At 38.3% G+C, this 20,903-nt stretch carries 21 protein-coding genes and 2 pseudogenes; 9 read left to right on the forward strand and 14 right to left on the reverse strand.

Annotated features, from left to right (window positions below):
• Position 1: 1 nt before the first annotated feature.
• Positions 2–679 carry a succinate dehydrogenase cytochrome b subunit gene (locus tag OCV73_RS10960; RefSeq protein WP_147552149.1) on the reverse strand — a complete coding sequence of 226 codons (678 nt, stop codon included), beginning with the start codon at positions 677–679 and terminating at the stop codon, positions 2–4.
• 241 nt (positions 680–920) lie between these two features.
• On the opposite strand from OCV73_RS10960, the gene OCV73_RS10965 reads away from it, so the two are divergent.
• Entirely contained in the window at positions 921–2,501 is a 1,581-nt protein-coding gene (locus OCV73_RS10965) for an NAD(P)/FAD-dependent oxidoreductase (protein ID WP_147552151.1), read from the forward strand.
• Positions 2,485–3,795, forward strand: coding sequence for a glycosyltransferase family 39 protein (locus OCV73_RS10970; RefSeq protein WP_147552153.1), 1,311 nt, complete (start codon positions 2,485–2,487; stop codon positions 3,793–3,795). Before OCV73_RS10965 ends, OCV73_RS10970 begins: the two co-directional genes overlap by 17 nt.
• 230 nt (positions 3,796–4,025) lie before the next feature.
• On the opposite strand, the gene tyrS is transcribed toward OCV73_RS10970, so the two are convergent.
• The 8 genes from tyrS to OCV73_RS11010 all read right to left on the reverse strand — a co-directional run bounded on the left by tyrS (position 4,026) and on the right by OCV73_RS11010 (position 9,894).
• The gene (gene tyrS, locus OCV73_RS10975) at positions 4,026–5,318 is read right to left on the reverse strand and encodes a tyrosine--tRNA ligase (protein WP_147552155.1); all 1,293 of its coding nucleotides are present in this window, start codon (positions 5,316–5,318) and stop codon (positions 4,026–4,028) included.
• A 201-nt stretch (positions 5,319–5,519) separates the two neighbouring features.
• The gene (locus OCV73_RS10980) at positions 5,520–6,149 is read right to left on the reverse strand and encodes a TatD family hydrolase (protein WP_147552156.1); all 630 of its coding nucleotides are present in this window, start codon (positions 6,147–6,149) and stop codon (positions 5,520–5,522) included.
• Entirely contained in the window at positions 6,146–6,367 is a 222-nt protein-coding gene (gene yidD, locus OCV73_RS10985; RefSeq protein WP_147552158.1) for a membrane protein insertion efficiency factor YidD, read from the reverse strand. Before yidD ends, OCV73_RS10980 begins: the two co-directional genes overlap by 4 nt.
• Entirely contained in the window at positions 6,364–6,765 is a 402-nt protein-coding gene (locus tag OCV73_RS10990) for a ribonuclease P protein component (RefSeq protein ID WP_147552160.1), read from the reverse strand. Before OCV73_RS10990 ends, yidD begins: the two co-directional genes overlap by 4 nt.
• 97 nt (positions 6,766–6,862) lie before the next feature.
• Positions 6,863–7,618 carry a uroporphyrinogen-III synthase gene (locus OCV73_RS10995; protein WP_147552162.1) on the reverse strand — a complete coding sequence of 252 codons (756 nt, stop codon included), beginning with the start codon at positions 7,616–7,618 and terminating at the stop codon, positions 6,863–6,865.
• A 12-nt stretch (positions 7,619–7,630) separates the two neighbouring features.
• Positions 7,631–8,554: a DUF4271 domain-containing protein gene (locus OCV73_RS11000; RefSeq protein ID WP_147552163.1), complete on the reverse strand. Its 924-nt coding sequence runs from the start codon at positions 8,552–8,554 to the stop codon at positions 7,631–7,633.
• 3 nt (positions 8,555–8,557) lie between these two features.
• Positions 8,558–9,145, reverse strand: a complete 588-nt coding sequence (locus OCV73_RS11005; protein ID WP_147552165.1) for an LOG family protein — start codon at positions 9,143–9,145, stop codon at positions 8,558–8,560.
• A gap of 218 nt (positions 9,146–9,363) precedes the next feature.
• The gene (locus OCV73_RS11010) at positions 9,364–9,894 is read right to left on the reverse strand and encodes a sigma-70 family RNA polymerase sigma factor (protein WP_147552167.1); all 531 of its coding nucleotides are present in this window, start codon (positions 9,892–9,894) and stop codon (positions 9,364–9,366) included.
• A gap of 334 nt (positions 9,895–10,228) precedes the next feature.
• Between OCV73_RS11010 and OCV73_RS14585 the strand changes: the two are divergent.
• From OCV73_RS14585 to OCV73_RS11025, 4 genes and pseudogenes are all read left to right on the forward strand, one after another.
• Positions 10,229–10,369: pseudogene (locus OCV73_RS14585) on the forward strand (sigma 54-interacting transcriptional regulator); the annotation flags it as partial.
• 34 nt (positions 10,370–10,403) lie between these two features.
• Positions 10,404–10,535, forward strand: a complete 132-nt coding sequence (locus OCV73_RS14590; protein ID WP_394802962.1) for a helix-turn-helix domain-containing protein — start codon at positions 10,404–10,406, stop codon at positions 10,533–10,535.
• Positions 10,536–10,791: 256 nt separating this feature from the next.
• Positions 10,792–11,169, forward strand: a complete 378-nt coding sequence (locus OCV73_RS11020; protein ID WP_147552169.1) for a hypothetical protein — start codon at positions 10,792–10,794, stop codon at positions 11,167–11,169.
• A gap of 74 nt (positions 11,170–11,243) precedes the next feature.
• Positions 11,244–11,459: pseudogene (locus OCV73_RS11025) on the forward strand (ATP-binding protein); the annotation flags it as partial.
• 2 nt (positions 11,460–11,461) lie between these two features.
• On the opposite strand, the gene OCV73_RS11030 reads toward OCV73_RS11025, so the two are convergent.
• Positions 11,462–12,472, reverse strand: a complete 1,011-nt coding sequence (locus OCV73_RS11030; RefSeq protein WP_147552173.1) for an NAD-dependent epimerase/dehydratase family protein — start codon at positions 12,470–12,472, stop codon at positions 11,462–11,464.
• Between the two features lie 197 nt (positions 12,473–12,669).
• Between OCV73_RS11030 and OCV73_RS11035 the strand changes: the two genes are divergently transcribed.
• The 3 genes from OCV73_RS11035 to queG all read left to right on the forward strand — a co-directional run bounded on the left by OCV73_RS11035 (position 12,670) and on the right by queG (position 17,497).
• Entirely contained in the window at positions 12,670–15,900 is a 3,231-nt protein-coding gene (locus OCV73_RS11035) for a glycosyltransferase family 117 protein (protein ID WP_147552174.1), read from the forward strand.
• A gap of 72 nt (positions 15,901–15,972) precedes the next feature.
• Positions 15,973–16,581, forward strand: coding sequence for a polysaccharide deacetylase family protein (locus OCV73_RS11040; RefSeq protein ID WP_147552176.1), 609 nt, complete (start codon positions 15,973–15,975; stop codon positions 16,579–16,581).
• A 1-nt stretch (position 16,582) separates the two neighbouring features.
• Positions 16,583–17,497 carry a tRNA epoxyqueuosine(34) reductase QueG gene (queG, locus tag OCV73_RS11045; RefSeq protein ID WP_262512954.1) on the forward strand — a complete coding sequence of 305 codons (915 nt, stop codon included), beginning with the start codon at positions 16,583–16,585 and terminating at the stop codon, positions 17,495–17,497.
• A gap of 52 nt (positions 17,498–17,549) precedes the next feature.
• Here queG and OCV73_RS11050 read toward each other — a convergent pair whose 3' ends face one another.
• The 4 genes from OCV73_RS11050 to OCV73_RS11065 all read right to left on the reverse strand — a co-directional run bounded on the left by OCV73_RS11050 (position 17,550) and on the right by OCV73_RS11065 (position 20,896).
• Entirely contained in the window at positions 17,550–18,083 is a 534-nt protein-coding gene (locus OCV73_RS11050; RefSeq protein WP_147552180.1) for an outer membrane beta-barrel protein, read from the reverse strand.
• A 142-nt stretch (positions 18,084–18,225) separates the two neighbouring features.
• Positions 18,226–19,275: a tRNA preQ1(34) S-adenosylmethionine ribosyltransferase-isomerase QueA gene (gene queA / locus OCV73_RS11055; protein ID WP_147552182.1), complete on the reverse strand. Its 1,050-nt coding sequence runs from the start codon at positions 19,273–19,275 to the stop codon at positions 18,226–18,228.
• Between the two features lie 11 nt (positions 19,276–19,286).
• Positions 19,287–20,012 (reverse strand): tRNA pseudouridine(55) synthase TruB, encoded by a 726-nt coding sequence (gene truB, locus OCV73_RS11060; protein WP_147552184.1) that lies wholly within the window; start codon positions 20,010–20,012, stop codon positions 19,287–19,289.
• Complete coding sequence (locus OCV73_RS11065) at positions 20,012–20,896, reverse strand: undecaprenyl-diphosphate phosphatase (protein WP_147552186.1); 885 nt, start codon at positions 20,894–20,896, stop codon at positions 20,012–20,014. The genes truB and OCV73_RS11065 overlap by 1 nt, the downstream gene beginning before the upstream one ends.
• Between the last annotated feature and the right edge of the window lie 7 nt (positions 20,897–20,903).

The raw sequence follows: 20,903 nt of genomic DNA on the forward strand, positions 1-20,903 counted from the left end.
TTCAGCATCCCATTAAGCCGTAACGTACGTAGAAATAGATTACGACTACGGCGAAACCTATAAAAATAAGGGTTGCGAAAATGTTAGAGATCGTTTTCCAGCGTTCAAACCAAACCTTGTTGTTGATGCCGATAGTTTGCATGGCACTCCAGAAGCCGTGAGTAAGGTGGAACCAGATAGCAATGAACCAAACCAGATAAAGAACGGCAAAAAGAGGATTGCTGAAAGTTTCGCGGATAAGAGCAGCTCCGTCGTGAGGATTCACGTCAGGAAGGATTCCGGTAATTTCGTTGAATTGCATTTTGAACCAGAATTGGGCCAGATGTAATACAAAGAAAAGCAAAACGATGATACCCAAAACCAGCATGTTTTGTGATGCCCATTCTACATTTTTGGGCCGGGCATTAACTGCATAACGGTCATTACCGCGAGCCTTGCGATTTTGCAGTGTAAGCCAGAATGCATAAATGATGTGTACCACGAAACCGGCAGCAAGAACGAGAGTCCCTACCAATGCATACCAATTGGCTCCCAGAAATTTACATACCGCGTTGTAGGCATCTTCCGAGATCACAGCCACCAGGTTCATCGACATGTGAAATGTTAAAAATAGGATGAGAAAAAGTCCTGAAATGCTCATAACTACTTTCCGTCCTATAGACGAGTTACTTAACCACATAGGATTTAAAATTTAAGTTATTATTGTGTTTATGAAATTCACACGTAATTTACTACGCGCAAAATTAGGGTAATAAAGCGATATTAACAAGTGATTAAGGAATTTTTTCTTTAATTTCAATAGTAAATTGCATGTAAGACTTGGCTACTTTGGATTTCTCTTTTTACCGGATTTTTTTAATATCTTTTTAAATATTGATAAGTAAATATATTATGTTACTTTTGTAAAAATGATATACTATATGGACAATTCTTATAAACGAGCTGTTATTGCCGGAGCTGGTCCTGCAGGCCTTACGGCGGCCAGGGAGTTTTTACGCAAGACCGGGATAAAACCGGTGATATTCGAAGCTGACGATTGTGTGGGAGGTATTTCTCGTACAGTTAATTATAAAGGAAATAGGATTGATATCGGTGGTCATCGCTTTTTTTCGAAAAATACGCTGGTTATGGATATTTGGTCGTCAATGATGCCTTTGCAGTCTGCTCCGTCTCTTGATGAAATTTTGTTGGGAGAGAAACGTTCTACGGACAATGTTCCCGGAAATCCTGAGAATATGCAACAGGTGTGGCTGAACCGCCGGAGGGTATCTCGAATATTTTATTTACGTCATTTTTTTGATTATCCGATATCTCTAAGCTGGTCTACTTTTTCCAATATGGGGCTGTGGAGGACTGTGAATGCAGGAGCTGGGTATATTTGGTCCTGTATGTTTAAAAAGGAAGAAACGTCTTTGGAGAATTTTTATATAAACCGGTTCGGAAAACCGTTATATAAGATGTTCTTCGAGGATTATACGACTAAAGTATGGGGAGTGCATCCGTCTTTGCTGGGAGCTGATTGGGGTAGTCAAAGGGTCAAAGGGCTTTCTCTTTTAGCCGTATTGAAAGATGTTATTTCTAAATCGTTATGCTCTAAAAATAGTCGTCAGAAGAAAGACGTAGAAACCTCTTTGATAGAACAGTTCATATATCCTAAATTAGGGCCCGGACAATTATGGGAGCGTATGGCGGATGAAATTGTATCATTATCGGGAGAGTTATATAAAAAACAACGGGTGACCCGTGTTATCGTGCAGGATAAAAAAGTGATAGCGGTAGAGACGAAGGATGATAAGGGAGATATAAAAAGAACGGATTGCGATTATTTTTTGTCCTCGATGCCGTTGAATGAGCTGCTTCCTTCTTTGCAAGGAATCGATATCCCTGAAGATGTGATGCGTATCGCTACCGAGTTACCGTATCGTGATTTTATTACGGTAGGTCTGTTGGTAAAAGATTTAAAAATTAAAAATAAAACGAAGCTTAAAACTTATCGTAACCAAATTCCCGATACCTGGATATATATACAGGAGCGAGATGTGAAAATAGGTCGTTTGCAGATTTTCAATAACTGGTCTCCGTACATGGTGGAAGATTATGAGAACACAATGTGGATAGGGCTGGAATATTTTTGTGCCGAAGGAGATGAAATGTGGAATATGGATGATGAAGCATTTATTGAAATGGCAAAAGACGAATTGTATAAAATAGGTTTGTTGGCAAAAGAAGATGTTATCGATGCTGTCCGCATTAAAATGCCGAAAGCTTATCCTTCTTATTTTGGCAGTTATTATAGCCTGGATAAGGTAAAGGATTTTCTGGACTCCATTGAGAATCTTTATTGCATAGGTCGTAACGGACAGCACCGGTATAATAATATGGATCATTCCATGCTGACAGCAATCGAAGCGGTTAAAAATATAGAAGAAGGAGGATATGCTTCTAAATCTCACATTTGGAATGTGAACAGTGAAACAGAATATCATGAAGTTAAGAAATAACGTATGGGGAACTGTGAAGGCTTTTCTTCGAAGTGAGAATTATAAGTATAAATTGTTCCTTATCTATTCTTTATCGCTGCTTTTTAATGGTTGGTTTTTCGGGACTGTATTGATGGCTCCCGATAGTTATTCTTATATTTCGGCTATCGATACTTTATTGAATGGGGAGCCTGATGTGTTGCGTACACCAGTTTATCCTCTTTTATTGGGAATGATGAGAATGATCTTTCCTGTGTCATTTGTTAATATTGCCGTTATATTCCAATATGCCGTTTTTTTTCTTTCTATTTTTTATTTCCATAAAATTTGTGTCTTTTTTTTCAGGTCACCTGTTTTTTCGTTCTTTACTACTTTGTTGTATGCGTGTCATCCGTATGTTGCTTTATGGTCGAGCTATATACTTACCGAATCTTTGGCGTCTTCAGGATTGGTTTTCTGGCTGTGGTTCCTCATTGATTATTATCAAAAAAGAAAATACGGAGCATTGTCGGGTTCTTTGGTCGTGACATTCCTACTGATCTTTCATCGTCCTTCTTTTTTGTATCTGATTCCTTTCCTGTTAATCTTTTGGGGGTATCAAATGTATAAGGAAAAGTGTAGTGTAAGGTCGTGGACGGGTTTATTGGGTACGGTGTTGTGTGTCCTGTGCATGGCGGTCTATAGCAGTTGGTTTTCCGGTGTCTATGGTGTGCGCATGATGTCTGAAGTGAGTGTAATAAATGAATATAATATTTTACGGGAGAGAGATTTACTCGAGCTTGACGGGGTTTCCGATGCTTTTCGTAATGATATGGCGAATTTCGATGCCGTTGCTGAGAAAGATTATTTTAAGGAATATTTTTATTTATCGGCGACATATGGTCTTCCTGAGATGAAACGAGTTACTTCCCAATCACTGAAAATGAATTATCCTGAATATTTGACTAAAACCGAAAAACAGATTTCGGTTATTGCCAAAACTCCGCTTCTTATACATTGCCATGAAATTGATACGAATTATTTCCCATATCGTATCGTTAAAATATTGTCTTTTAAAGTAAAGTTCGGTTTCTTGTATGTGGTCTTGTGGCTTTCTTTGCTTGTCTACATCGTAAAGATGGTCACCACGAAGAAATTGCCTTGTGTGTCGCTTTTTGTATGGGGATTGGTTTGGGCTAATTATGTGGTAATTTTGTTGGGAGCACAGGCAGAATGGGCCAGATTAATGATGCCTTCTTATCCATTGATTTTTTTATTGACGGCACAACTGATAAGTTGTGTGAAAATAGATATTTCGAAGGTCATGTTTAGGTAAGGCCAGGTGCTTAAGGTATGGAATAATTTGGAATATGGAAACAAAAAAGACCTTTTCAAATAGAAAAGGTCTTTTTTGAGTTGTCTTACCAGGATTCGAACCTAGACAGGCAGAACCAAAAACTGCAGTGCTACCATTACACCATAAGACAATCCTGTTACTTTGAGTTTATCTCAAAAGCGTGGCAAAGATAGTTGGCTTTACTGAAAAAACCAAATTATTTTATCAAATTATTTTGCAATAATCAAGAAATAGTTCTTTTTCCCTTTCTGTACCAAAATGTATTTATTGTTAAGTAGGAAAGAAGAATCGATGATTGTATCAAAGTTTTCCAGTTTTTCTTTATTTAAAGAAACGCCCCCTCCCTGGGTTAATTTTCTCATTTCTCCTTTTGATGGGAATATCGCCGCATGTTCGGTCGTCAGGTCTACAGCCTTAATGCCGCCCGTAATAATTTCTTTGGATATCTCGAATTGGGGAACTCCTTCGAAAACGGCTAATAGCGTATCTTCATTCAACTTGCGAAGCTGCTCGGATGTTGAATTGCCGAATAAGATGCCGGAGGCTTCCACGGCAGCTTCGTAATCGGCAGCCGAATGTACCATCGTTGTAATTTCTTTTGCCAGTCGTTTTTGCAAAGGACGGAGGTGTGGAGCTTCTGCTTGTTCTGCGATTAATGAATCTATGGTATCTTTATCAAGATCGGTGAATATCTTGATATATTTTGCAGCATCTTCATCGCTTACGTTCAACCAGAACTGATAGAATTTATAAGGGGACGTGTAACGGGGATCCAGCCATACATTACCCGATTCCGTTTTTCCGAATTTACCCCCGTCTGCTTTAGTGATGAGAGGACAGGTAAGAGCATAAGCTTCGGCGCCTGTCGTGCGGCGTATCAGTTCGGTTCCGGTCGTGATATTTCCCCATTGGTCCGAACCGCCCATTTGTAACTTACAATTTTTAGTCCGATTAAGATAGGCAAAATCATATCCTTGAACGAGCTGGTATGAGAATTCCGTAAAAGAAAGCCCGTTGTTATTATCTCCGGCGAGTCGTTTCTTTACCGAATCTTTGGCCATCATATAATTTACCGTTATATATTTGCCCACATCCCGGATAAAATCCAGGAATGAGAAATTTTTCATCCAGTCGTAGTTATTCACTAATTCGGCAGCATTAGGCGCATCTGAATCAAAATCCAGGAATTTGGATAATTGTTTTTTTATGGCGTTTTGGTTGTGACGTAGCGTTTCTTCATCCAGCAATTTGCGTTCCTGCGATTTCATAGACGGGTCGCCTATCATACCGGTAGCACCTCCTACAAGAGCGATGGGTTTATGCCCGGCTCTTTGCAGATGCTTGAGCATCATTATACTTACCAGATGGCCTATGTGCAAGGAGTCGGCCGTAGGGTCAATGCCTACATAAGCCGTAGTCATTTCTTTTTGTAATTGTTCTTCGGTCCCGGGCATTATGTTATGTATCATCCCGCGCCATTGGAGTTCTTCTACAAAATTCATCGAATGATTTTATTTAAAATTTAAGTAGAAGCAAAAATACGACACTTTATTGTAAGAAACAACCTTTATACTTTAAAAAAGATATTTCTGGAGAATGTATAAACAGCTATAGTTTCATTAAAATTATGTATGTCTTATTTTATACGATTTTGTAAATAAAGTAATAAATGAATATATTGGCTATGAACTGTATCTTCCAAGCTATGTTTTGAATGTTTTAAGAATATTTTCTTGTACAGATTTGTGAAGCAGGCTTGCTTCGCATTTTCTGATAGCAGCAGCTTTCTTATATAATTCTCCGATAGGCGATATACTTTCGTCCGTTTCTATGAACAAATGGGAAAGGGGAGTAATTTTTAGAGATTCCTCTTGATATTTTTCTCCGAACGAAATATAGATTCCTGCTTTCAAGAGTTGTTCTGCAATTTGCGGTTTTCCTCTAAATCCATGTATGATCCATGGTTGTGTAAGTTTATTGCATTTACGGATATGGATAATGTCCTGGCAGGTACGTACCGAATGTATAATTAACGGTTTAGCCAGTTCTTCGGAAATGCGGATGTGTTTCTCGAAATGGACTATCTGTTCGTTTTTGCCCGGCCCCCGTAAATTGTCCAGCCCGCTTTCTCCTATAGCTAAAACTTGTACATGGCAGGCTGCGGATTCTAATAATTTCCATTGTTCCCGGCTGTATGAGTCGATATACCACGGATGGATTCCAACCGAATAATAAAATCCGGGATTGGGTTTGAACTCTGTCGGTAAAACATTGTGTATAGCCGACTTAAGAGTAGAAACATGAGTATGTATGTCGTTTATTTCTGATATCATGGTACCGGATCATAACCGCTACCTCCCCAGGGATGGCAGCGTGATAATCGTTTTAAAGTGAGCCATAGCCCTTTAAAGGGGCCGTGTTTTTGAATAGCTTCCAGAGCGTATTGAGAACAGGTAGGAGTAAAGCGGCAGGAGGGGGGAGTAAGAGGTGATATACACATCCTGTAAAACCGTATAGGCAATAATAATATGAAGGTCAATACCTTTTTCATGTATCCGGTTTTGAAAGCTTGGAAATAATATCTGTTAATTTTAGAAGAGACTCTTTCATTTTTTTTTCGATAAAGGAGTATTCTTCTATTTCTTTGGCAATATATAAGAACGCTATATGTAACGTAATGTTCTTTTTTTCTACAGTCTCGATAAGCCGGTTTTTATTTAACCGGTAAGCTTCTCTTGATTTTCGGCGTATCATATTCCGTTTAACGGCGCGTTTAAAATTCCTTTTGGGAACGCTGATGAACATGTCCACTTTGTTACCTGTAATTATTTCGGTATTATATACTACGCGAAAAGGATACATGACGAAAGAACTTCCGCCAGCAAACAATCGTTCTATAGTTGTTTTACTGCATAGTTTTTCGTTTTTTGTCAATCGGTAACCGGTCATATTCTTATTTTTTAAAAGCAAACCCCGTAAGTCGGACTATATGTATGATAGTGCTTACGGGGAAATATGTGAGACTACACTTCGTAAGAACGAAATGTTATTTCTTAGATACTTTATTCTGTTCCTTAAAAAACAGCTCGAGGGCGGCGGTCATTGACGGAGCTTCAGGTCTGGGGGCTTCTATGTCGAGGCGAAGTCCTGCCTCCCGTACGGCCTTTGCTGTCGTAGGTCCGAAACAGCCGATTTTGATATCATTCTGTTCGAATTCGGGAAAATTCTTTAGTAGGGAATTTATTCCGGAAGGACTGAAAAATACCAACATATCGTAATCGAATTTTTCATCGGGACCGAAGTCGTTACTTACTGTGCGATACATAACGGCTTTGGTATAGTTGATGTTATTTTTTTCCAGTAAGGATGTCTGTTCCTTGTGTACGTCCGATACCGGTAAAAGAAATTTCTCTCCCGAATGTTTTATTAGAGAAGGAAGAAGATCATCCAATTTACCTGAATTTCCAAAAAATATTTTACGTTTACGATACACTATGTATTTTTGCAGATAAAGGGCTACGGATTCTGTTACACAAAAATATTTCATTGTATCGGGAATGCTTACACGCAATTCTTCACAAAGACGAAAAAAGTGATCGATTGCTGTTCTTGCTGTGAAAATAATAGCAGTAAATTCCGGAATAGAGATTTTTTGTTGCCTGAATTCCTTGGATGTTAAACCTTCTACTTTAATGAACGGGCGAAATTCGATATTGACACCATATTTCTCGGCTATATCGTAATAGGGAGATTTCTCGGATGTCGGTTTCGGTTGCGAAACTAATACCTTCTTAACTTTCAAGATTATAATAGTTTAAAATTCAACAAATTTCGATAGTAAAATCGCTCCTTTATAGAAGAGAAGCAAGGGTACTATTTCAACGGCACAAAGGTACAAAATAATGTAGACTAAACCATATATATCGCTCAAAAAAATCTTAATCCCTTTATAAATAAAGATAATACGTGATAAAATGTAACAAATGCCTGTAATCAAGAGCATTGTACTTGTACATGCAGGAATATATATCATACATAAGACGACCGGGAATAATACGAGACCGAGCAGTGAATTGACCGATGAGAAACTTTCCACGCATTGCCGGGTGCGTGCCGGATCGCTGAATACGAATCCTAGTAAATGATATATAAACATTTGTATCCAATAGAATACGGCAGCTGATAAACAGCAGAATATGATGGCCAGTGATATGGAATTTTCGGATTGTATTTCCCAAAAATTATTTATCAGGAAAAATAAAGCAATCCCCTCTGTTATGAAAGTTTGGAATAACAATGCAAACCTGAGCTGTGTTTCGTTGACTGTAATATTGGTGAAAATGCTATGCCGGTCTTTTACTTCTGTTATATTACTGAATGCCTGTATCAGGTATTTTATGCCTCTGTGATAAAATATTGCTATGAGAAGGAAGCCTGTAATAAGCAAAAGGGCGATACTGCTGTTATGTACCGGAGTGTGAGGACGTGGTGTTGCTTCGAATCCTATAGGTATTGTAATGGATGTTTCTTTAAAATCAGTCAGAGGATCGGTTACAGGACGGTGGCATTGTGTTTCAAAGCCGTTGATATATTTAGGACTCCATTTCTTTTGAATAATTCGGGGTGAATAATTTGTTCCGGTGTATAACGAATCTTTTTCGGTTCTTGTCGAATCGGAAAGAAAGACTTGATCTCCTGATGAAGAAGTGATAGTGTTTATGCTGTCGTTTTCCTGCATGGGCTAAATAGCTGCGATTTTGCGTAATTTACCATCCCATTCCGGGGCGTTGTAGAGCGCTTCTATAGCCTCTTGTGGAGTATAAGCGACACACCACATCCGGGAGTGTTCGGGGCGCATGAAGTTTTCGTTGATTGCTTGTTCTAATAATTGGATAAGCGGATTATAAAATCCATTTATATTGAGAATAACTATCGGGTGAAGATAAAGTCCCAATTGCTTCCAGGTAATGATTTCGAGAAGTTCTTCCATTGTGCCGCAACCGCCTGGAAGAGCGATAATGCCATCCGATTCTTCTGCCATCCGGTTTTTTCGTTCATGCATATTTTCGGTAACTATAATGTTTTTTAGTTCTTTATGACACCATCCTTCTGTTTGCATAAAGCGTGGAATAACACCTAATACATTTCCACCGGCACTTAACGTTTCGTCAGCGAGAGTTCCCATAAGTCCTTGGTTCCCGGCTCCATATACGCATCTTATATTATTTTTTGCAAGTAATCTGCCCAGTTCTCTAGCGGCTTTAAAATATGAATCATTTATCTTTGAGCTGGATGCACAATATACGCATACCGAATTTATCTTTTTCATTTTCACAGGTTTGTTTGTGCAAAATTAGTGTCTTTTTTTGTAAAAACGGCATAATTGCATCTTATTAATAGGGGGGATGCATAGCGGTTTTAGGGTGGTATCGGAAATATAAAGAAAAAAATATCATAAACAAGAGAATAACCTTGAATTAAGATTACTCTTGTCAATTCCGGTATTAAGTTTAAAGGCTAAATTCTAAGTAAAAATAAAGTCATTATTTACATAGGCGTTTTTTTTAATTGCCTCTGTATGTTACGGATTTTGTTTTGAATTATATAAACAGGAATTTGCAATTCTTCTGAAATTTCCTGATATGAATAGTTTTTCAGATATAATGAAAATATCGTGTATTCTTCCGGTGGGAGGTTGCATAAAGAATCAATAACCAGATTAATGTCATAAATTTCATCCGGCCGTTTTACATAATAAAGTATTTTTGATTGTTTGTCCCAAGAAGTTGTGCTCACTTTCATGATTCTTTTATATTCGTTAATAAATGCATCGCGCATAATAGTAAATATCCAACTTTTGAGGTTATTTTCCGCTGTTGTTTTTTCTTTATACTGCAATGATTCTGAAATATTCGGCTGAATAATTTCTTTTTCTATTGTCTGGTTTTTGGTTGATATAACAACACGTAACCTGAGAGATTGCAATAGCCTTCTCAATTCCTTTTCGAAATCAGAATTTTTCATTGTTAAAAAGATTAAACAAAATAAAATCACCCACTTTTGTATAAATGTTGACAAATAAATAAAACGTATTACAGTCACGAAAAATTAAAATTCTTATTCTTCTATGTGCAATACGTGTTGTGTATTTGTATCCTCAAAATTTATACAGCACTAATATATGAGTTTTATTTGAATTTTCATGAAAATTCGGACTTTTTTTAATCTCGGTCTGTAATTTTATGATTTTCTTTTAATTTTTTCTCGTTTTCAATCTGGCCTGAATAATTACAAATAACTTAATTACGATACTTTAAATAAAGAAAAAAGTTTTATCAGTATCGTTTTATGATAATGTTAAGTCTACCGTAAGAATTGCCCCTGATTATAAAGTGGGGTATAGATATGAAAACAATCATTTTTTGAAAGTAAACTTTTCGGATATGAAAAAGGTGCTTTTAATGATGCCCGAAAATCTAAAATGGAAAGAAAGGAGAGTGTTTCGGGCGGGACTTTATTTCTTGATGAGATAGGAAATTTATCTTTACCGGTACATTTCTAAAAAAGAAACGGAAGAAATACTTAATCTGGAGCCGTTTGACAGTTTGACAATAGAAAAAGCGATGCGCCGTATCTATGTTAATATTAGTCAGGCGGCTGAATATTTGGGAATAAGCCGTTATGTTTTATATCGTAAAATAGAGAAAAGGAGATTATGAAAATTACGGGTTCCGTTAGATTAATTTTATTGTTGTTATCGTTAATAATGGGTTCGGTAGTTGGATATTTATATCTGGCTCATAAATTATATTTTTCTTCTGTTTTCAATAGGACTGTTTATTGTGATAGTTATTTTATATATTGTTCGTTTACATAACGATTCGTATCGGATGGTAAGGCGGATGATAGAAAGAATACGTTTTTGCGGTTGTCCATTTTCTTATTTTCCTGAAAAAGGAGAGCGGCAAATATAGAATGATGAATGAATCAATGACGATGTTCAGAGAAAAGGTTTGTGAAACCGATGTGAAATGTCAATATTACGAGACCCTTCTCTGTATGACTGATAGCGGGATATGGGTATCTGATACCGAAAGGAATATAGGATGGATGAATCAGGCCGCTTTTTTCTATATAAATAAAAGTTCGTTACGGCATATTGACGAATTAGGTTCGCTGAATCCTGAATTTCCGGAAATTCTGAATTCACTTAAAAACGGAGAGATAAAAGTTTTACACATCCTATCGGAAGATATGGCAGCATTTTGGGCAGTAACAGTGATATGTTATATTTCAAAGAGAAAAGAACTGCGCTTGATCAACTTGAAGAATATCCGCTCTGTTTTGGAATAAAATGAAATAGAAGTATGTAAAACTTGTTCAGGCGGATGTGTGAGCATTATTACCGGAAAAAAGCTCCCAATGGTTATTATATTTCTGTAGGTGACAACGGAGCCGGTATATTGCCGGATGTGCTGAATAAAATATTCATTCCGTTTTTTACGACCGAAATTTCCCGGCCGGGCATAGGTTTAAATTTATGTGAACAAATTATGAATTTACATGGCGGGGATATTTTCGTATCGTCAGTGACCGGAAAGGAAAGTTGTTTCTCTCTGAGGTTCGTAAATATTAAAGAGTGATTTTATAGCCACCCGGCTTGTTTATACCATTCTACACTTTTTTTTACCCCCTGTTCCAAAGAATATTGGGGCCTGAAGTCCAAATCTTTTTGTGCCTCCGAAATGTCGCATATCCAGTTGCGTTGTTTCATGATGCGGAATTTATCGCGGTTTAAAGTACTGGTTTTTCCTATCAGGATAGCTCCTTTTTCAGCAAGGAAACAAATTGTTTTCAATAAGAACAAAGGTACTTTTACGGGTATGACTATTTTTTTGCCCAGAGATGAAGCGACATATTTCCGGAATTGTGTAGATGAGTATGCGACTCCTTCGGAAAGAAAATAACCTTTCCTGGTTATTCCTTTATCTATTGCAGAGAAAATGGCTTTTACCAGATCTTTTACATAAATGAATGTGATGAGCTGCGGTTTATATCCGGCTATAAAATCGAATCCGTATTGGATGGTTTTCATCATCAGGTAATAATCTTTTTCCCGGGGACCATATACACCGGTGGGACGCATAATGACATAGGGGAAATCCGGTAAAGATTGTAGATGTCTTTCCGCTTTTAGTTTACTCATTCCATACCGGGTATTAGGATGAGGCATATCAGTCGGCTTTAGCGGGGTAAAGCCGGTTTCGTCACCTACTCCCCAGGCTCCCAGGCTGCTCATCATGATAAATTTTTCGGGAACCATATCGGTTTCTATGAGAGCGTCTGTGAAGTTTCGCACGAAACCATAATTGATGCGCTCGAAATCTTCCGGATTTTTACATTTGGTAACGCCTAAATTATGTATGATATAATCCCACTTACCTATAGAACCTCTTATTTGGAGGAGTTGCCGGCATAGTTGTTCTTTATTTCCGAATGCAAGGTCAATGAACTGAATACGAGAATCTTGCAAATATTCTTTATTCGTGGTTTTTCTTACTCCTGCCCAGGTCTTATATCCTCTGCTGAGAGCTTCCTCCACAATAAAGCTTCCAATAAAACCTCCGGCTCCGGTAATCAAGATATTTTTACTCATTATGTGTGCGTTTAGGAGCATAAAATTAGTAATAATCGATGAATGTGGAGATATGTAAGTCTATATTTTGTGAAATATGATTGCCTAATTATTATAAAACGTTTATAATGGGGAAGTTTTCTACAATCTTTTTTTATCTTTGCCAATTGTTAAATGACTTTCTGTGTAAAGAAAAATATTTGAAACTAAACACATATATGAAACAGTACAAATTACTGAACAATGTATTAGGATGGATAGTTTTTGTCATATCGGCGATTACGTATATCCTTACACTGGAACCCACAGCCAGTTTCTGGGATTGTGGCGAGTTTATATCTTCGGCTTATAAACTGGAAGTAGGTCATCCGCCGGGCAACCCAATATTCATGCTTACGGCTCGTTTCTTCGCTAATTTCGCCTCAGACCCTTCGGGGGTTGCCTATATGGTCAATCTCATGTCGGGATTATTGAGTGCGGCTACGATATTGCTCTTGTTTTGGACGATTACCCGTCTGGCCCAGAAAATTGTATTGAAAGAAGGTGAAAGCATGTCTGTAGCACAGATGATTACGATCTTGGGATGTGGTTTGGTTGGATCTTTGGCTTATGCATGGTCCGATACATTCTGGTTTTCTGCTGTAGAGGGTGAAGTATATGCCTATTCATCTTTTTGTACTGCACTTGTATTCTGGCTTATTCTGAAATGGGAGAGTGTTGCCGACGAACCTCATGCCGATCGTTATCTTATCTTGATTGCTTACCTGATCGGTGTTTCTATTGCGGTTCATTTATTGAACCTGTTGTGTATACCCGCTATTGTCTTGGTTTTTTATTATCGGAAATATTCGAAAATAACGGCGAAAGGTTCTATTATGGCTTTGCTGGTTTCGTTCGCTATCATCGTATTGCTATTATATGGTTTAGTACCGGGATTCGTGAAAGTTGCCGGATGGGTGGAACTCTTCTGTGTGAATATATTGGGAATGCCTTATAATTCAGGCGTATTGTGTTATTTCTTCCTGGTATTGGCTTCTATTGTGTGGGCCATATATGAGACAGTAAAGCAGCATAGCGACCTGCGAATAAAAATATCGTTTATACTGAGTATCGTTTTGGTAGGAATACCGTTTATCGGGGATGGATTGTTTTTGGGAATTTTGCTAACTATCGCTTTGGTAGCCTATTTATTTACACGTAAGAAACTCGCGGTTCGGGTTATGAATACGATTATGACATCTATTCTTGTCATATTTATCGGTTATTCTTCATATGCTTTGATCGTTATCCGCTCCATGGCCAATACTCCTATGGACCAGAATTCCCCGGAAGATATATTTACTTTATCCAGTTATTTGAACCGGGAACAATACGGTGAACGTCCTTTATTATACGGACAGGCTTTCAATGCCGATGTTCAGCGTGATAAAAACGGATCCGCTGTAATGGATAAAGGACATGCTATATGGCGTAGGGTCGTAAAAAATAATCCGGAGGAAAAAGACAAATATGTTGTTTCCGGTTATGTAGAGCGTCTTCGATATCAGCCTGAGATGTGTATGCTGTTTCCACGAATGTATAGTCCTACACCGGCTCATGTTTCCGCTTATAAAGAGTGGACTAATTTTAGCGGACGTCCGGTGGTGGTAGGCGGACAAACCGTTTACAAGCCTACATTTGGTGAGAACTTGCGCTTTTTTCTCGATTTCCAGTTGAATTACATGTACTGGAGATATTTTATGTGGAATTTCTCAGGGCGCCAGAATGATATTCAGGGAAACGGAGAGGTACATAAAGGAAATTGGATTACCGGTTTTAACTTTATCGACAAATATATTGCGGGAGACCAAACTAATCTTCCGCCGGATTTGGCAAATAACAAAGGACATAATGTTTTCTATATGTTACCTTTGCTGTTAGGCCTTCTCGGTCTTTTCTTCCAGGCATATTCCGGTAAAAAAGGTATTGAAGGTTTCTGGGTGACGTTCTTCTTGTTCTTTATGACGGGAATAGCTATCGTAATTTATTTGAACCAGACACCGTATCAGCCACGTGAAAGAGATTATGCTTATGCCGGTTCTTTTTATGCCTTTACGATCTGGATAGGTTTAGGAGTGGCTGCGGTAGCCAAAGGACTACAACGATTGAAATTATCTCCTGTTGTTTCGTCCTCGTTAGCAGCCGTGATATGTCTTTTAGTTCCGCTTCAGATGGTTAGCCAGACCTGGGACGACCATGACCGTTCCGGACGTTATATTTGCCGGGATATGGGTATGAACTATTTGTCGAGTGTAGACGAGAATGCTATTTTATTCACGAATGGAGATAACGATACGTTCCCTCTTTGGTATGTACAGGAAACAGAGGGTTTTCGTACGGATGTAAGAGTTTGTAATCTGAGTTATCTGCAAACAGACTGGTATATCGACCAGATGAAGCGTCCGGCATATAAATCGGCTTCGTTACCCATTTCGGCGAATGAAAAAGTTTATACATACGATAAACGCTCGTTTAACTATATATTGCCGCGCATTCAGGATTCTATTACAACGAGAGAAGCGCTTGACTTTTTATATGATGACAGCAATTGGTCGAAAGAAGTACCGGGATATGGCCGTTTGAATCATTTGCCAACTAATAAATTGTATATTCCGGTAAATAAAGAAGCCGCAATTGTGTCGGGAACGGTGAGCGAAACGATGAAAGATAGTATTGCAGACCGTATTATACCCAATTTTTCAGACTCAAAAGGACTTTATATGAGCCAGGTAGCTGTACTGGATATGCTTACTACTAATGCGGAAGAAGGCTTTAAACGTCCTATTTATTTTTCAGTTACCGTAGGAAACGACTTATATATGGGACTGAGAGATTATTTTTCACGCACAGGTTTGGCATACCAGATAATTCCGGTTAAAAGTCAGGGTGGTGCAATTAATACCGACAAGATGTATGACAATATGATGAATAAATTTGTTTTTGGGGGGATTGATAAAGCTACCCCTGAAAAACCGTTATATCTGGATGAAAATGTTCGTCGTATGTGTACTACTTTACGTGTGATGTATTCTGATCTGGCTGAACAATTGATTCTGGAGGGGAAAAATGATAAAGCATTGAAAGTTCTGGATAAAATCAATACAGCTATACCTGGCTGGCAGGTAACTCATGAATATGCTTCGATGCGTATGGTAGAATCTTATTATATGATCGGTGAAAAAGAGAAAGGTGATAAACTATTGGAAGAGATTATGGATAATTCCATTGCTTACTTATATTGGTTCAGGTCTCTTACTCCTAGCCAGCTTCGTTCCGTCGGAGATGATTACAGGATACATGGATACGTAGTGCGCAGCGGTATCAATTACCTCTACGATTCGAAAAATGAGGCGTTAGCTGAAAAATATATGAAAGAGATCGAGCAAAAAGGGATTCGTTTTGCCGAATAATGATTAAATAAGAATGAGGATTGACAGAATAATTCGGATATTCTGCCAATCCTTTTTTATTTTGTATATAATATGCTTATAGAACAACCTCCTTTCCTTTACCGGATGCTTTTCCCAGAAACAGTGTGGCGCATTCCCGGGAAAGAAAAAACTGTATATTTGACTTTTGACGATGGCCCTATCCCTGAAGTAACTCCCTGGGTGATGGATTTATTGGACAAATATCACATTAAAGCCACGTTTTTTTGTGTGGGAGATAATGTGGTTCGTAATCCGGAATTATTTCGTGAATTAAAGGAACGCGGGCATCAGGTAGGCAATCATACCATGAATCATGTTCAAGGAATGAAGTTGTCTAAATTCAATTATCTGAGGAATGTCAAACGTGCCGATGATGTTATCTGTAGTGGTCTTTTTCGTCCTCCTCACGGACATATGGGACCTGGGCAAGCAAAGGCGTTGAAAAAAGAGTTTACGCTGATTATGTGGGATGTCGTTACGAGGGATTATAGCAAAAAGCTTACGGGAGAGCAGGTTTTTGCTAATGTAAAACGTTATGTGCGTAATGGCTCCATAATTGTTTTTCATGATTCTCTGAAAGCGGAAAAGAATCTGCGTTATGCTCTTCCTAAATCTATAGAATGGTTGATGGAAAATGAATATCGTTTCGATACACTCTGACATGGCGGAAGCTATTCGCAGGGAAGCTTTACGTATAGGTTTTCATGCTTGTGGGTTTGCTTCTGCCGAACATGTTGAAGATAATGTCTGTCATGGTTTCAAGGCGTGGTTAGAGAGTGGCTATCATTCCCGAATGGGGTACATGGGCAATTATTATGATATACGCTGTGATCCTTCTTTATTACATAAGCCTGTGCGTACTATTATATCTGTTGCCCTGAATTATTTTCCTTCAGAACGCCAGGCTTTGAATGTGCCTCAATTTGCCGTTTATACTTACGGCAGAGATTATCATGAAGTTGTTAAGTCGAAATTAAATGATTTAAGTCGGTATATCGAAGCTGAATGGAGCGGGGATAATCGTATTTGTTGTGATACAGCTCCTATTTTGGAAAGATATTGGGCTATGAAGGCCGGTATAGGTTTTATAGGTAAAAATACACAGTTGATTATTCCCGGAGCCGGCTCTTTTTTCTTTTTAGGAGAGATTCTTACGTCGCTCGTTTTAAAACCGTCTCCGCCTCTTTCCGGCGGATGCGGACACTGTACACGTTGTATGGACAGTTGTCCTGCTAAAGCCCTTGTAAAGCCTGGTGTCCTTGATGCTAACCGATGTATTTCATATCAGACTATAGAAAACAGGGGTGAGATTCCCGACGAGATAACGAAATGTTTGGAGAACCGTATTTATGGTTGTGATACATGCCAGGACGTTTGTCCTCACAATCGGTTTGCCAAGCCTACTGAGGTGGATGAATTCCGGCCTTGTAAAGATTTTTTACAATTAGATGCCGGGCGATTAGATACACTTACTCAGGAAGAGTATAACCGGATATTCAGGCACTCTGCTGTGAAACGTGCAAAATATCAAGGTTTACTTCGTAATTACAAAGCCTGGAAAAAACATAACAAATAGAACGGATATACTAAAATAAATATTCCCGTCCTATTTGTCCAGATGAATTGCATTAAAAGTTATACCGGAATCCTATAGATAAGTCTGCTGTAGTCAAAGCTAACCCGAAGCCTTTTTCGGCGTCAATGAAGTATTCTCGATATCCTAGAAAACCGTATTTGGCTTCTAGGCTAAAGCGATGATTAAGTTTTATTTCTAATCCTGGCCGCATGCCTATTTCCCATCCTACAGCATCTCCGTCTGTACAAATACCGACATTAAATTCTCCGAAAAGGCCTACTATCCCTTTTTTATAATAGTTATATCGCAAATAAGGTGATAATGCGAACATATGATATGAGTATGATGAATAATATTCATGGTGCTCTTTTTGGTAACTATAAAATAACGACATTCCTATTGTAAACTGTTTGGTTATATTACAGCCTATAGTTGGAGCAATGATAATTGAAGGAAAATCGTCGTCAGATTCTTCATATTTATTGTTCCATAAAGAAATGGAACCACCAGTAAACCAATTATAATCTTGTGCATAAGAGGCGGTAATTGAAAATAGTAATACTAAAATAAATGTAATTCTTTTCATGTTTTGATAATATTGATTGTTTAAGAATATTGTAAAATTAGAAAAAAGATGAAATATATCATAATATTTATATAATAAAAAAACGGTTGTCTTGGATTTTATTCCCAAGACAACCGTTTTTTTTTATAAAATGTTATTGTATTTAAATGATAAGCATCGCGTCTCCGTATGCTCCGAAATGATATTTTTCTTTAAGTGCAATATCGTATGCTTTCATGACAGCGTCATATCCTCCGAAAGCTGCGGCCATCATCAGCATGGTCGAGTAAGGCATATGAAAGTTGGTTATTAAGCTTGTAGCTACCGTAAAATCATAAGGCGGAAATATAAATTTGTTGGTCCAGCCGTTATATGCTTTCATATGCCCGTCTGTACTTACTGTGCTTTCGATGGCTCTCATAACCGACGTACCTACAGCACATACCTGATGGTTGGTATCTTTTGCATGATTAACGAATTCTACCAATGTAGGAGTCACTATCATTTGTTCGGAGTCCATTTTATGCTTAGTCAGATCTTCTACATCTATTTCCCGGAAATTTCCTAAACCCGAATGTAGGGTAAGAAATCCGTATTCGATGCCTTTTATTTCCATTCTTTTAAGTAATTCGCGGCTAAAGTGAAGACCTGCAGCTGGAGTTACGACCGCTCCTTCGTTTTTAGCGTATATGTTCTGATAGCGTTCAGCATCTTCTTCGTCCACCGGGCGGTTGATATATCCGGGCAGGGGAGTTTCCCCTAATTTATAAAGGGCCTCTTTGAATTCGTCATGCGTCCCGTCAAATAAGAATCTAAGGGTACGTCCACGTGAAGTAGTATTGTCGATAACTTCGGCGACCATTGAATCGTCTTCGCCAAAATACAGTTTGTTCCCGATACGTATTTTTCGTGCCGGTTCTACCAGTACATCCCATAGCCTGTTTTCTTCGTTCAGCTCACGTAATAAAAATACTTCTATTTTAGCACCGGTCTTTTCTTTATTTCCGTATAGACGCGCCGGAAATACCTTTGTATCGTTAAAAACGAAAATATCTTTATCATCAAAATAATTGATAACCTCTTTAAAGATGCGATGTTCTATTTCTCCGGTCTTTCGGTGTAATACCATAAGCCGTGATTCATCACGATTCTTTGCCGGATATTTAGCAATTAAATCTTCCGGTAATTTAAATTTGAATTGCGATAATTTCATAACGTACTATTTTAATTTTTCTTTTTTTCATTTAAAGCCTCTTCATCCGTAATTTCGGCATGATCGATCAATTCGTTGATTGCATCTACTCCGATGCAGTCTTCTAGTTTTATACTTCCTACCCGGGTGCGAACCAATCCTGTCAGGTGGGCTCCGCTTTCCAGCGCATTGCCAATATCACGGGCAAGCGCTCTGATGTAGGTCCCCTTACTGCAAACTACCCGTATCTTTATAAGAGGTAGCTCATAATCAATAAGTTCAATTTCATCTATAACAAGCTCCTTTGGCTTTAGTTCTACCTCTTGCCCTTTGCGTGCGAGATCATAAGCCCGTTTACCGTCTATTTTACAGGCGGAATAAGCGGGCGGAATTTGCTGGATAGAACCGATGAATTGTTTCAGAACATTTTCTACTTCTTCCCGGGTAACATGTTTATACGGATAAGTCGCGTCGATTTCGGTTTCCAAATCATATGACGGAGTAGTTGCTCCCAGTTGTATCGTAGCGATATATTCCTTCGTTTGGTATTGGAAACTTTCTATGAGCTTTGTGGCTTTTCCCGTGCAAATGATCATGACCCCTGTGGCTAATGGGTCTAAAGTTCCCGCATGTCCTACCTTTAGTTTTTTACGGGATAACCTTTTCAGTATTCGTACACGTATTCGCTTTACAACATCAAATGAGGTCCAGTGTAAAGGTTTATTCAGATATAATATCTCTCCTTCTGTAAAATTCATCAGTTAATTTCTAAATTATACCCCATGAGCATCATTATGATGATAATTCCTCCCACAATAATACGGTAGTACCCGAATGCCTTGAACCCGTATTTTGTTACAAAGCTGATGAAAAACTTAATGGCTAATAAAGCTACGATAAAAGCGACAATATTACCTATGATCAGCGTCCACATATTGTCCAGTAATATTTGAGAGCCGTCTGGTTCCAGAAATAGTTTCAGGAGTTTATAAGCGGTAGCCGCGAACATAGTAGGTACTGCCAGGAAAAAAGAAAACTCGGCCGCTGTTTTTCTGGATAACCGTTGTGTCATTCCTCCTACAATGGTTGCCATGGAGCGAGATACTCCAGGGATCATGGCTATACATTGAAATAATCCTATTCTGAATGCTTTTTTTTCGCTGATATTCTGGTCCGGATCAACTTTATTGAACCATTTGTCAACAAAAAGCATGACAATACCGCCTAATACCAGCATGACTGCTACGACAGTTACACTTTCCAGCATTTCATCTATTTTATCGCTGAATATGAGTCCGAAGAATGCGGCAGGAATAAAAGCAACCAGTAATTTCCAGTAGAAATCATATTTATACAGAAAACGGCGTCCGTAGGTTGACAGTTTGGCAGCCGTGTTTTTTCCCTCTACTTCTTTTTTGTCCAGAATTTTAATGGGATTTAACTTGAAGAATCGTTTCCAGTAAAGAACAACTACTGAAAGTATGGCTCCGAATTGGATTATAACGGTGAATGCTTTTACGAAAGGAGTGGATTCTACCCCTAACAGCTCTTGTGCGATAATCATATGTCCCGTTGATGATACGGGTAAAAATTCGGTAAGCCCTTCGACGATGGCAATGATGATTGTTTGTAAAATATCCATATTCGGG

This window comes from Barnesiella propionica, from assembly GCF_025567045.1.
In the GTDB taxonomy this organism is placed as follows: Bacteria; Bacteroidota; Bacteroidia; order Bacteroidales; family Barnesiellaceae; genus Barnesiella_B; species Barnesiella_B propionica.